We start from the raw sequence: 12,928 nt of genomic DNA, 5'->3' as shown, positions 1-12,928 counted from the left end.
CGCGGCCGGCTCATCCCGCGTCCGCCGCCAGCACCGCGCCGATCACATGCCGGGCGTTCCCGGCCATCGAGGCGTTCGTCGTGCGGTAGTACGGCAGGGCGATGAGGGCCTGCGAGAGGGTGCGGGCGCGGCCGCGGGTCCAGGTCGCGTCGTCGACGGCGAGCGCTTCGCGGAAGACCTCGCGGGCGGTGGGCGGGAGGAGATTCCAGGCGGGGAACAGGTCGCAGGCCGGGTCGCCCACGCCCATGCAGCCGAAGTCGATCACCGAGGTCAGCCGGCCGCCGTCCACCAGCAGATTGCCCGGCATCAGGTCGGCGTGCAGCCACACCGACGGGCCGTCCCACGCGGGGGCCCGCAGTGCGTCCTCCCAGACGGCGGTCACGGCGTCGCAGTCCACGGCCTCCTCCGGAATGCCGCGCAACTCCTCGATCGCGGCGCGGGTCTCGGTGTCGAGGGTGGTGAGCGGGCCGCCGCGGTGGGCCGGCGGCGGTGAGCCGGCCTCGGAACGGACGTCGGGAAGGGTGACGTTCCGCATGGCCGTGACGAAGACGGCCAGATCCGCGGCCAGCAGTTCCGGCTCGTCCAGCGCGCCCGCCTCGGGGTTCCTGCCGTCCCGCCAGCGGTACACCGACCACGGCCACGGATACCCCTCGGCGGGCTCCCCGGCGCCCAGCACCTCGGGGACGGCGGTGGGCAGCAGGGGCGCCAGCCGGGGCAGCCACTCCCGCTCCAGCGTCACGTCCCCGGCCCCGCCGCTGCCCAGCGGAAGGCGTACGACCATGTCGTCGCCCAGCCGGAACATCGCGTTGACCGTGCCGCCGGACGCAATCCGCTCCACCGGCAGCCCCGCCCACGACGGAAACCGCGCGGAGACCAGCCGCCGTACGAGGGCGTCGTCGAGGAGATGGTGGTCCGGAGGCGTCTGGCCAGTGCTCATGAGGTGCTATCCGACCGCCCGGCGGGGACGGCGTCAACCGCGTTTCCGGTGGCCCACGGAGCCGCGGCGACGCACGACGGCACGAAAACGCGACCGCGGAAACAACAAAGGCAAGGAGATTTCGCTCTCCTTGCCACTACTAACTTATAGCGCACTGGGGGGCTTGCGGCAAGGCCCCTGGTGCGCCGCACAATCATCGGCCGAAGGCGGAGAAACTCGTACGTGGGGAATTCATGATTGACGTGATCATCGCTGGTAGCGGGCCGACCGGTCTGATGCTGGCCTGCGAATTGCGGCTGCACGGAGTGCGTGTGGTGGTGCTGGAGAAGGAGACGGAACCGACCAAGGTCGTCAGGTCGCTCGGCATGCACGCACGCAGTATCGAGGTGATGGACCAGCGCGGTCTGCTGGACCGCTTTCTCGCACTCGGCACGCGGTACCCGATCTCCGGATTCTTCGCGGCCATTCCGAAGCCGCCGCCGCAGCGCCTCGACAGCGCGCACGCGTACGTCCTCGGCATCCACCAGCCCGTCACCGAGCGGCTGCTGACCGAGCACGCCCTCGCGGTCGGCGTCGAGATCCGGCGCGGCAGCGAAGTGACCGGGCTGAGCCAGGACGCGGACGGGGTGAGCGTCGAGGTGGCCGGCGGCGGCGAACCACTGCGCGCGCGGTATCTCGTCGGCTGCGACGGCGGCCGCAGCACCGTACGCAAGCTCCTCGGTGTCGGCTTCCCCGGTGAGCCCGCCAGGGTCGAGACGCTGATCGGCGAGATGGAGCTGACCGCCTCGCAGGAGACGCTGACCGCCGTGATGACGGAAGTCCGCAAGACGCAGCTGGTGTTCGGCGCCATGCCGGTCGGCGACGGGCTGTACCGGGTGGTCGTGCCCGCGGCCGGGGTGTCGGAGGACCGCGCGGTCCCACCGACGATCGAGGAGTTCCGGCAGCGGCTGCTGGCCACGGCGGGCACCGACTTCGGGGCGCACTCGCCGCGCTGGCTGTCCCGCTTCGGCGACGCCACCCGGCTGGCCGACCGCTACCGCGTCGGCCGGGTGCTGCTCGCGGGTGACGCCGCGCACGTCCACCCGCCGGCCGGCGGCCAGGGCCTCAACCTCGGTGTCCAGGACGCGTTCAACCTCGGCTGGAAGCTGGCCGCCGAGATCGAGGGCTGGGCGCCGCAAGGGCTGTTGGACAGCTACGAGACCGAGCGGCGCCCGGTGGCCGCCGACGTCCTGGACAACACCCGCGCGCAGATGGTGCTGATGTCCCCGGAACCCGGTGCCCGGGCAGTACGCAAGCTGGTCGGGGAGCTGATGGACTTCGAGGAGGTGCACCGCCATCTCATCGAGAAGATCATCGCGATCGGGATCCGCTACGACGTCGGCGAGGGGCACCCGCTGCTCGGCAAGCGGTTGCGGGACGTGAAGCTGAAGCAGGGCAGGCTCTACGAGTTGACGCGCGACGGCCGCGGACTGCTCCTCGACCAGACCGGCCGCCTGTCGGTGGAGGGCTGGGCGGACCGGGTCGACCATGTCGCCGACGTCAGCGAGGAACTGGACGTGCCCGCCGTGCTGTTGCGGCCCGACGGCCACGTGGTGTGGGCCGGGGACGACCAGGAGGAGCTGCGCGGCCCGCTGGCCAGGTGGTTCGGCGCCGCCACGGAGGGAGAGGCCGACCGCGGGGGCGGGCCGGACCAGTAGCGGTGCTGCAGCACGAGGGTGAGCGTGGGACGCGCCGCCCTCGTGTCCCCCGGAGCGGCCGTACCGGTCGGAGCGGTCCACGCCAGGAAGAGCGTCATGTTCTTCCGGGCGTACGAGCGCGCGGTGACGGGTGTCCAGCCGTGCGCCTGAAGGGTGCGGTCCAGTGCGGCCGTGGCCGCGGTGGCGCCCGGGTCGACCGTCGAGTACAGCATCCGCCGGGTGGTCCGTGAGCAGAGCACGACCGTCGTGGTCTCGCACCGGTCGCGCACGTCGTCCAGCGCCGCGCGGGCCCACCGCGGCGCGGGCGCGGCCAGGTCCAGCGCGGCGTCGTCCTGCCGGACGGCGGCGGCGTCCGCCGCGCGGACCTGGGGCGCCGACGACCCGTGCGCGAGGCCGGCCGAGGACTTCTGCGGGGAAGCGAACATCAGCGAATGCGGCAGGACGAACACCACCAGGGCGAAGAACGCGACGACCACCGTCGTCAGCACCGCGACCAGACACCCGCCGCAGGACACCCGCGGCGGCTCCAGCACCCCGGACAGCCCCTCGGCAGGCTCCTCCGGCCACCCCCGTACCTGCTTCCCCCCATGCACCATGGACCGGAGTCTGCCCGGTGAGCGCCCGCCGGACGGGCGGGGTGATCACCCGTATGCCGGACCGAGACGACATCGGAAGCAAGGAGCCGGACGGAGGGGGAGGTTTTTTCAGGAATTCCGCCGGAATATCGAACCTTCCGGGGTGCCGCCGCATCCTTGAGATATGACCTCGATCCTTGCGGCACGGCAGACGGCACCCCAGGCGGCGCCGCCCGGTGACGCCGATCTGGTCCTCGCCGCACGGCGGGGCGACACGGCGGCGCTCGGGCTGCTGCTGGAGAACCACCGCGCCCGCCTCTACGGGCAGGCGCTGGCCTTCCTGCGCGATCCGCAGGACGCGGCCGACGCCGTGCAGGACGCCTTCCTGGTGGCTCTGGCCCATCTGTCGGAGCTGCGCGACCCGGCCGCCTTCGGGGGGTGGCTGACCCGCGTCCAGCGCAATGTCTGCCTGATGCGGTGCCGCGCGGCCCGCGAGACGCCGGTCGACGACGTCTCCGCCGAGCTCGACCGGTCCCGCCCGGTGTCCTCCGCCGAGGAGTGCGTGGAGCGGCTCGCCCTGCGCGACTGGGTGTGGCGGGCACTCGGCGAACTCGCCGAGCCGCTGCGCGTGACCGTCATGCTGCGCCACTTCGGCAGGCAGCACTCGTACCAGGAGATCGCCGCGATCACCGGCGTGCCCCTGGGGACGGTACGCAGCAGGCTGCACCAGGCCAGGACCGTACTGGCGACCCGGCTGCTGGACGAGACGGCGGCGCGGACCGACAGCGCCGCGCGCGAGGCGGCGGGCCTGTGGGCGGCGCGGTACGAAGAGGCGTTCGCGGCGTTCAACGGGCGCGGTGACGCCGGACCGCTCGCCGAGGTCTACGCGCCCGACGTCACCGCCCGGATGGGCGACGGGCCGGAACTCCACGGGCGGGACGCGCTGCGGACGCACCTGCTGGAGGCCGACCTGGCGGACGGCGTGCGCTACCGGCTGACGCATGTCGTCGCCAGCGGCGGACTCGCCGTCGTCGACGCCCGGTTCGTCAGCCCGCCGTCCGACCCCTTCCACTGCCCGCCCGCCTTCACCCAGGTGCTCTCCCACCGCGGGTTCCTGGCGCACCGGGTGACCGCCTACCCCACCGCCCGGCCCGAGCGGCCGGCGGACCCCGAGCGCGGCTGACACCCCGGCAGCCCCGCCCGTATCCCCGCACCACAGCACGACAGACGAGTGAGGTGTGCCATGAATGCCATCGATGCCATCACTGCCATGGACGAGACGGCGGCGCAGGAGCTGGCGGAGAAGTTCATCAGCTTCCTGGAGACCGGCGAAGCGCCCGACGGGCTGTTCCACCCCGAGGTCTTCGTCGACTTCACCCCGCCGCAGTGGCGGCTCCAGGCCGCGGGCGCCGAGCAGGCCGTCCAGGCGCGCCTGGCGTCGCACCCGGGCAAGGGGACCGTGCCGCGGTGGCGCTGCGACGCCACCCGGCGCGGCTTCGTCCTCGAGGTCGAGGAGCGCTGGACCGACGCGCAGGACGACTGGTACTGCCGCGAGCTGTTCCGCGCCGACGTCACCGACGGCGGCATCAGCGACCTCGCCGTCTACTGCACGGGCGACTGGGACTCCGCCCTCCAGCGGCGCCATGCCCGTGAGGTCGCCCTCCTGCGGCCCTGAGCCGCGGGCCCGAGCCCCGTCCCGGCCGGAATGCGGGGGCGCGTGCCGGGTGAGAGCCTGGCCGTACGCATCCTCGCTGGAGGTAACGCATGGCCACCCGACCGGTCCCCGAGGGCTACCCCCGACTCAGCCCGTATCTGTACGTCGGCGGCGCCGCCGCGGCGATCGACTTCTACGTCGCCGTCTTCGGCGCCACCGAACGGATGCGGTTCGAGGCGCCGGGCGGGAAGCTCGGGCACGCGGAGCTGGAGCTGGGCGACTCGGTGATGATGCTCGCCGACGAGTTCCCCGAGATGGGCATCCTGGGGCCGAAGTCTGTCGGCGGCACCCCGATGTCGATCATGATCTACGTCGACGACGTCGACGCGGCCGTCGAGCAGGCCGTCTCCCTGGGCGCCACGGTGATCCAGCCGGTGGAGAACAAGTTCTACGGTGACCGGTCGGGCCAGATCGAGGACCCGTTCGGCCACCGCTGGGACGTCTCCACCCATGTCGAGGACGTACCGCCGGACGAGCTGGCCCGGCGCGCCGCGGAGGCGATGTCGGGCGGCTGAGCCGCCGGACTACCTCCCGGCGGACCCGGCCTCCTGCGGCAGCAGCGCGAGCAACTGGGCGGTGTGGCCGGGCAGTTCCGCGTCCGCCAGGCCCGCGACGAGATCCCTCAGCGGCACCGGCCGGTCGACCAGCACCGCGTCGTGGGACAGCAGCAGGGTGGGCACCGGCGTGTCGCCCTCGGCCTCGCCCAGCACGCCCCCGGTGAGGGCGCACAGCGCGTCGCCCTGGGCGCGGATCCGCTCGCGCAGCCCCGCCGCGCCCCCGGCGCGTTCGATGACGCGCCCGAGCGTCCAGGCGTCGGCCGCGACGCGGTTGTCGTAGGTCGTGTTCACGCCCGAGGAGACGGCGCTGACGGCGTTGATGGTGACGGCGTTGACGATCACCACATGCGCCAGGATCTGCTCGGCGTCCCACTCACCGGCGGGCGGCACCCGGGGGGAGATGCCGGGGGCGGTGATGGTGGCGGCGGCGTCCAGGAGCGCGCGGTAGGCGTCCCGGAGGGTGCTGGTGTCCACGGTGTCCTCTGCTTTCGGGATGCTGTCGGGAGGAGGGTCCTGGCCGGCCGCCGGCTCAGGAGTGCGCGTTCGTCATCTCCCACGGCGCCTGCGGGAGCACGTCACCCGTCTCCAGCAGCGACTTGAGGTTGGCCAGCACGGCGGGCCAGCCGGCGGAGATGCCGCGCAGCATGTCCAGGTTGGGGAGGTTCTCGTGGGTGACGGTGAGCCGCACGATGTCCTGGTGGGGCTCGACGAGGAAGGTGACCACCGACGGCTCGCGCGGCGACTCGGCGCCGGGCTGGTCCTCGAAGGTGATGACCAGCCGGGTCGGCGGCTCGGCCTCCAGAACGGTGCCGACGACGTCGACGGCTCCTGAGCCGTCGGCCCGCCGGTGCTCCCAGGCCGAACCGGGCTGCCAGTCCGAGATGTTGGCGTGGCCCCAGAAGCGCGAGGTCAGGTCCGCGTCGGTCAGCGCCCGCCACACCTGGTCCGCGGAGGCGCGGATATAGGTGACGTAGACATAGCCCGGTACGGAATCGGTCGCCGGTGCGGCCGCGGGTGTGGATGCGTCGGTCATGGCGTACTCCTCTGCCTTGTTCCTGATGGCGCTGATCACCTGGAGGCGCGGCTTGTCGAACTCCGAGATCCAGCGCTCCTCGATCTCGTGGATCGGCCCCGGGTTCAGGTAGTGCAGCCGCTCCCGCCCGCGCCGCACGACCGTGACGAGATTGGCCCGTACGAGGATGTCGAGATGCTGCGTCGCCGACTGGCGTGCCATGTCCAGACGCTCGCACAGCTCCCGCAGTGTCTGCCCGTTGTGCTCGCGCAGACGGTCCAGCAGTTGCCGGCGGGTGGGGTCGGCCAGTGCCTTGAAGACCGGGTCCATCGCTGACGCTTCGAGACTCACGACTCCATTATGCAGGTAATTACCTGCATAATGTCAAGCGATCACGGTGGCGACGGGGGAGTGGTCCGAAGCCCTGCCGCGAAAACGAGAACGCCCTCCCCCGGGCGCGACGGTTTTCGGTCCGCCCGCCGGTCTAGAGGGGGACAGACCCGAACCTCCCTGGGGAGCACCTGATGTCCGATACCTTCCAGACCGCCGTCCTCACCGGTGCGAGCCGCGGCTTCGGGCGGGCGATCGCCGCCGCGCTCGTGGCGGGCGGCACCCGCGTCGTCGGGATCGCCCGTGACGAGCGGGAGCTGCGCGCGGTACGCGACGAGCTGGGCGAGGGCTTCGTCCCCATCGCGGCCGACGCCACCGACGAGGCCCTCGCCCACGAGGTGATCCGCGACCACCGTCCCGGGCTGCTGGTGCTCAACGCCGGTGCCACACCGCACATGGCGCCGCTGCACGAGCAGACCTGGGAGACCTTCAGCCGCACCTGGCACGTCGACACCCGGCACGCCTTCGTCTGGACCCGCGCCGCGCTGCGCGAGCCGCTGGCGCCGGGCGGCGTCGTCCTCGCGATGTCCAGCGGGGCGGCGCTGAACGGCTCGCCGCTCAGCGGGGGTTACGCCACCGCCAAGTCGGGCGTCCGCGCCATCAGCGGGTACGCGGCCGACGAGGCGCGGCGCGCCGGGCTCGGCCTGCGCTTCGTCGCCCTGCTGCCGGGGCTCACCCCCACCGGCGTCGGCGCGGTCGGGGTCGCGGGCTACGCCGCACGCGAGGGCGTCGACCGGGACACCTTCGTCGCGGGCCTGCAGCCGGTGCTCACCCCCGAGCTGGTCGCCAAGGCCGTCATGGAGGTCGCCGGGGACCCCGACAGCGCCGCGGAGTACCGGATCGGCGCCGACGGGCCGAGCCCGATCGGCTGAACCGCGCGGAGGGTGGCACGCGTGCGAGCGCGCGTGCCGCCCCGGCGCGATCCTGGAGTGAGCCGCACCGTACCCACGGGAGAAGTGTGATGTCGTCAGACGCCGAGTTCGCCGCCGCGACCGAGCCCTACCGGCCGGAGCTGCTCGCGCACTGCTACCGGATCCTCGGCTCGGTCCACGACGCCGAGGACCTGGTCCAGGAGACCTATCTGCGCGCCTGGCGCGGCTTCGACCGCTTCGAGGGCCGCTCCTCGGTACGGCGCTGGCTCTACAAGATCGCCACCATGGCGTGCCTGACGGCGCTGGAGACGCGCGCGCGGCGCCCGCTCCCTTCCGGGCTGGGCGCGCCGTCGGACGACCACCGGGTGGCCGTCGCCCCCCGCGAGCCGTCGGTGGCGTGGCTGGAGCCAGCACCCGACGCCCTGCTCGGCCTGGGCGACCCGGCGGCGGTCGTCACCGGAAGGACCGGCGTCCGCCTCGCCTTCATCGCCGCGCTCCAACTGCTGTCCGCCCGCCAGCGGGCCGTGCTGACGCTCCGCGACGTGCTGGCCTTCCGTACCGCCGAGGTCGCCGAGATGCTGTCCACGTCGACCGCCGCCGTGGACAGCGCCCTGCGCCGCGCCCGCGCCCGGCTGGCCGAGGCGGGACCCGTCGAGGACGATCTCGCCGAGCCCGGCGAGGCGGCCAGGCAGCACCTCCTCGACGCCTATGTCGACGCCTTCACCCGGGCCGACCCCGACGCCCTGGTGGAACTGCTGCGTGCCGACGTCGAGCTGGAGATGCCGCCGATCCCCACCTGGTTCACCGGCCGGAGCGCCGTCGTCGGCTTCCTCGCCGCCCGGGTGCTGCGCCCGGACACCTGGCGGATGACCCCCACCCGCGCCAACGGCCAGCCCGCGGTCGTCGTCCACCACCGCGCCCCGGACGGCCGCCACGAGCCCTACGGCGTCCAGGTGCTGACCCTGCTGGGCCCCCGCGTCACCCGCATCACCTCCTTCAACGACCCCGCCCTGGTACCGCTGTTCGACACCTCGGGGCGGATCGCCGAGGGAGTCACCAGCGGCACGGCCGGAGGGAGTCGCCGGTCAGCCAGCCGTGGTCGGCGGTGAGGGAGCGGTCGTAGCAGCGGCCGGTGTCCGTGGTGCCGTGGTAGTGCTCGGAGCCGGTGCCGTCGGAGGAGACGACCGTGCCGTTGTCGCGGGCCAGTACGCCGTGGGCGCTCACGGTGTCGTCGGTCAGCGCGTACGGCAGCCAGGGGCCGTAACCGCCCGGGCGGGCGCTGTCGGTGAGGATCCGCTGCTGGCGCACCGTGCCGCGCAGGTCGTAGTTGTTGCCGTCGGTGAAGACGGGAATCGACATGTCGACGTCGATCGGGTACGACCAGGCGTGGCGGACGGCCGGTGAGGGGCCGTGGCCCCCGCCGCTCGTGGTGACCGTGGTGGCACCGGAGTCACGCTGGGCGACGGTCTGGTTCCGGCCGCCGTCGGAGACCGCGTCGTCGTTGGTGTACGCGGTGTGCTGCTCGACCCGGGTGGTGATCCGGCCCCGGGAGGTGTCGAGGTAGCCCTCGGTGTGCCAGTCGCGCGCGGCGGCCACGTGCACATCGGTGGCGCCGTCGGCGCCCGGCCGCTCGGTGGTGGACACCTGGGGCGTCGCGGTCAGCGTGTCGGACGTCAGCGCGCCGGAAGTGGTCGCCGCGTGGTGGTCGGTGTCCAGGAACAGCGTGCCGTCCACGATCCACTCGTCCGCGGCGCCGTACGGGGTGATCGTCACGGTGTGCGGCCTGCCGTCGACGAGCGCGCCCGCGAACGGCGTGAGGTCGATGTCGTACGGCAGGGTGAGGAACTGGTCGACCGCGGGGATCGGCCGCCACAGCGTGGGCACGATGCCGCCCGAGTAGACCACCGGGTACGGCTGGGCGAGCCCGGCGGGCTGGCCGTCCACGGCCACCTGCACCTCGCGGTAGGGACCGCCGCCGCACAGGAAGTCGGGCGAGGTCGCGGCCAGATCGCTGGGCACCGCGTCGAACCACTGCTCGTCGCAGCCGCCGCCGCGCGCGTACACCTCGAGCCGGGCGCCGGTCAGATTGCGCGGGAAGACCACGCTCTTCGACGCGGAGCCGCCGGGGGACAGGCTGTACCAGCCGGGCGAGGCGTCGCTCGACAGCGGCAGCACCTGATCGGCGACCCGCGGCGCCGGGTGGTGGCGGTCCGCGGTGTAGTAGGTCAGCGTCAGCGTCATGTGGTAGACGCCGGTGTAGGTGGTGTTGACGATGTTGCCGAGGTCGGCGACCAGCGGCTGCGTCCCGCGCAGCAGCGGCGTGAAGGCGGTGACGTCCTTGTCGACGTGCCAGGTGATCCCGTCGTCGTCCGGCTCCGGCGTGCTGGTGCGCAGCACCTCGGCGCCGCCGATCCACACCCCGGCCAGCCGGTCGTACTGCCGGCCCGCGACGCTGCCCGACCAGGTGAGCACCACCTTCGCCCACGGTCCCGGGCAGTCGGCGGGCGGTGTCACGGTGCCGGTGTACGGCTGGCCGTACGAATTGGCGAAATCGTGCCGCATGACGGTGACCGCGCAGTGCCGGGTGTCGGGGCGGCTGACCGGCGGCAGCGCGGTGACGGGGTCCTGGTAGCCGTTCTCGACGTAGGAGGCGGGCGCCGCCGCGGCGGCGGAGGCCGTGGCCACCGCGCCGCCCGCGATCGCGAGAGCCAGCGCGGCGGCGACCGCCAGCAGGGCGCGGACCGCGCGCCGCAGCGGCCGTCGCGGGGTCTGCCCGGGTCCGTCGGGAGCGGTTCTCGGGCCGGTCGGAGCGCGCATGCGGTCACCTTCTCGTGAGGGCGGACAGGAGCACCGTGGCGGACGCCGAAGATCGACGCGCCGTCGGATCGTACCGCCGGATCGGCATGTGCATGCCCAGAAAGGTGACCTTGTCGGCCATTCTCGACCGCGGGGAGAGGCGCCCCTCAGGTGTCGAGCGGGACGGAACGGACCAGCAGCAGCGCGATGTCGTCGGTGCGGTGCTCCACCTGCTCGACGGGGCCCATGAGCGCGTCGGCGACCCGGTCGAGCGGGCCGCCGCCGTGCCGGGCGAACGTGGCGGCGAGCGCGGACAGCGCGTGGTCGATGTCGACGCCCGGCGTCTCGATCAGGCCGTCGGTGTACAGGGCCAGGGTGGTGCCGACCGGCAGCGCGACATGGGTCAGCGGGTACTCGGCGGCGGGGTCGACGTTCAGCACCATCCCGGCGCGCGGCTCCAGCCGCCGTACCGCGCCGTCGGGGCCGCGCAGCAGCGGCACCGGGTGCCCGGCGTCGGCCAGCCACGCCTCGCGCCGCGGCAGGTCGACGCGCAGGCAGGCGCAGCTGGCGAGCAGGGTGGTGTCCAGGTCCGCCAGCAGGCGGTTGGTGCGGGCGAGCACCGTACTCGGATCGGCGTCGGCCGCCGCGAAGGCGCGGATCGCGGTACGGATCTGGCCCATCAGCGCGGCCGCCGCGACGCTGTGGCCCTGCACGTCGCCGATGACGACCTGCGCCCCGTCGGCGTCGACGCGGATCACGTCGTAGAAGTCGCCGCCGATGTCCATGCCCTCGGTGGCGGGCAGATAGCGGGCGGCGGTCTCCAGCCCGGGGATCACCGGCAGGGCGTGCGGCAGCAGGCTCTCCTGGAGGCCCCGCGCCAGGCCCAGCTTGGCGTCGTAGAGCCGGGCGCGGTCCAGGGCCTGCGCCACCAGTCCGCTGAGGGAGGTGAGGACGGCGCGCTCCTCCACGCTGAAGTGGTGCGGCTCGGCGAAGGCCAGCACGCAGGTGCCGAGCAGCTTGCCCGAGGCGACCAGCGGCAGATACGCCCAGGCGGCCATCGAGTCCTGGGTCTCGTGGCGCTCGGGGTAGAGGCGCTCCAGTTCGGCGCGGCTCTCGAAGAAGGTGGGCACGGGGTTGGTCGACGCCTGGACGCCCGGTGTGGGTTCGGTCAGCGGGGTCCGGTCGAACCGGTCGATCAGTCCGGGCGGATAGCCGCGGTGGCCGACCGTACGCAGCCGGCCGCCCTCGCGCATCAGCACCGCCACCGCCTGGCCGCCGAACGCGGGCACCATCTGGTCGGCGAGCATGCTCACCACGTCCTGCACGCCGACCGCCTCGGTCAGCGCGCTGGCCAGATGGAGTATGTGGTAGAGCGCCCCGGGCCGGGTGTGCACCTCCGGGGCGGACGGCGGTTCACCGGCGGACTGTCCCGGGCGGGCGCCCTCGGCGGGGGTGACGCGCACGGTCAGCCCCGAGGCGTCGGGGTAGAGCTGGAAGAACAGCCACCGGTCCGGCGGCCGCAGGGCGACGAACGACGTCGGCTGCCCGCTGATCACCGCCGTCCGGTAGTGGTACTCGTACACGGGATCGCGCAGCCACGGCAGTACCGCCCACGGCTTCTGGCCAAGCAACCGCTCGGCCGGCTCCCCGAGCAGCGCGGACGCGCCCGGTGTCACGACGGCCAGCCGCCCGTTGAGGTCGATGCCGCAGATACCCTCCGGCAGCCGCGTCACGAGCGCGGCGAGCGGGTCGACGGCGCCCTCCGCCGCGGTGACGGACGCGGGGCGGCGGCCGGGCCGGACGGGGTGGCCCGCGGCCGCCGCCCGGTCCAGCGCCCGCGCCAGCTCCTTGGCGAGGGCGGTCAGCTCATGGCGCTCGTCCGGGGACAGCTCGGTGGGGTGCGAGGCGGGCCAGAGCAGGAAGACGGCGCCGTACGTGATCTCCCGCGCCACCAGGGGAGCGGCCGCCAGGCAGAACGCGTGCGGCATGGTGACCGCGACCCGCGGATGCGTGCGCATCATCTCGTCGGCGCCGCCCACCCACACCAGGCGACCGTCGCGCACCGCCTCGGCCACCGGGATCGGCGCGGCCATCCCCACGCGCCGCCACGGGCTGGTGAACTGCCGGGCGGCGCCGAGGGTCATCACCAGGTCCAGCGACTGCTGATCCTCGGAGAGCACGTAGAAGCCGCCCATGTGCGCGTCGAGCCGGTTCGGCACGGTCCGCAGGATCGCCGCCACGTCAGCGCCGCCCGCACCCTCCGGCTCGGCTCCCGCAGGTCCGAGCGTGGGGGTTGCGGGCCCTGACGTGCCCACCGTCACCACCTCTTCCGAGCCTGCCGGGAGCAGTCGCAATTCACAGGCTAGTCCAGATTCGGT

General features: G+C 73.4%; 11 protein-coding genes. 6 read left to right on the top strand and 5 right to left on the bottom strand.

Going from position 1 to position 12,928, the window contains the following annotated elements:
- Window positions 1-10 precede the first annotated feature (10 nt).
- Entirely contained in the window at window positions 11-937 is a 927-nt protein-coding gene (locus tag AB0M29_RS14740; protein ID WP_365382632.1) for an aminoglycoside phosphotransferase family protein, read from the bottom strand.
- 233 nt (window positions 938-1,170) lie between these two features.
- Here AB0M29_RS14740 and rox point away from each other — a divergent pair, with 233 nt between their 5' ends.
- The 4 genes from rox (at window position 1,171) to AB0M29_RS14720 (ending at window position 5,438) form a co-directional block, all read left to right on the top strand.
- Complete coding sequence (gene rox, locus AB0M29_RS14735) at window positions 1,171-2,634, top strand: rifampin monooxygenase (protein ID WP_365382631.1); 1,464 nt, start codon at window positions 1,171-1,173, stop codon at window positions 2,632-2,634.
- A gap of 759 nt (window positions 2,635-3,393) precedes the next feature.
- On the top strand, window positions 3,394-4,392 hold the full coding sequence (locus AB0M29_RS14730) for a sigma-70 family RNA polymerase sigma factor (RefSeq protein ID WP_365382630.1): 999 nt from the start codon (window positions 3,394-3,396) through the stop codon (window positions 4,390-4,392).
- A 60-nt stretch (window positions 4,393-4,452) separates the two neighbouring features.
- Window positions 4,453-4,884, top strand: coding sequence for a hypothetical protein (locus tag AB0M29_RS14725; protein ID WP_365382629.1), 432 nt, complete (start codon window positions 4,453-4,455; stop codon window positions 4,882-4,884).
- A gap of 89 nt (window positions 4,885-4,973) precedes the next feature.
- Window positions 4,974-5,438 carry a VOC family protein gene (locus AB0M29_RS14720; protein ID WP_365382628.1) on the top strand — a complete coding sequence of 155 codons (465 nt, stop codon included), beginning with the start codon at window positions 4,974-4,976 and terminating at the stop codon, window positions 5,436-5,438.
- A gap of 9 nt (window positions 5,439-5,447) precedes the next feature.
- Here AB0M29_RS14720 and AB0M29_RS14715 read toward each other — a convergent pair whose 3' ends face one another.
- On the bottom strand, window positions 5,448-5,954 hold the full coding sequence (locus tag AB0M29_RS14715) for a hypothetical protein (protein WP_365382627.1): 507 nt from the start codon (window positions 5,952-5,954) through the stop codon (window positions 5,448-5,450).
- Window positions 5,955-6,009: 55 nt separating this feature from the next.
- Window positions 6,010-6,822, bottom strand: coding sequence for a metalloregulator ArsR/SmtB family transcription factor (locus tag AB0M29_RS14710; RefSeq protein WP_365382699.1), 813 nt, complete (start codon window positions 6,820-6,822; stop codon window positions 6,010-6,012).
- 194 nt (window positions 6,823-7,016) lie between these two features.
- On the opposite strand from AB0M29_RS14710, the gene AB0M29_RS14705 reads away from it, so the two are divergent.
- Complete coding sequence (locus AB0M29_RS14705) at window positions 7,017-7,754, top strand: SDR family oxidoreductase (RefSeq protein ID WP_365382626.1); 738 nt, start codon at window positions 7,017-7,019, stop codon at window positions 7,752-7,754.
- A gap of 86 nt (window positions 7,755-7,840) precedes the next feature.
- The gene (locus AB0M29_RS14700; protein WP_365382625.1) at window positions 7,841-8,863 is read left to right on the top strand and encodes an RNA polymerase subunit sigma-70; all 1,023 of its coding nucleotides are present in this window, start codon (window positions 7,841-7,843) and stop codon (window positions 8,861-8,863) included.
- Here AB0M29_RS14700 and AB0M29_RS14695 read toward each other — a convergent pair.
- Together AB0M29_RS14695 and AB0M29_RS14690 are read right to left on the bottom strand one after the other, a co-directional pair.
- The gene (locus tag AB0M29_RS14695; RefSeq protein ID WP_365382624.1) at window positions 8,808-10,571 is read right to left on the bottom strand and encodes a peptide-N4-asparagine amidase; all 1,764 of its coding nucleotides are present in this window, start codon (window positions 10,569-10,571) and stop codon (window positions 8,808-8,810) included. The two genes, AB0M29_RS14700 and AB0M29_RS14695, sit on opposite strands and share 56 nt — an antisense overlap.
- A 146-nt stretch (window positions 10,572-10,717) precedes the next feature.
- A complete protein-coding gene (locus AB0M29_RS14690) occupies window positions 10,718-12,865 on the bottom strand; it encodes a SpoIIE family protein phosphatase (protein WP_365382623.1) in 2,148 nt (715 codons plus the stop codon).
- Window positions 12,866-12,928 lie beyond the last annotated feature (63 nt).

This window comes from Streptomyces sp. NPDC051976 (assembly GCF_040680795.1).
Classification (GTDB): Bacteria; Actinomycetota; Actinomycetes; order Streptomycetales; family Streptomycetaceae; genus Actinacidiphila.
This window is presented reverse-complemented; position numbering and strand designations above follow the sequence as displayed.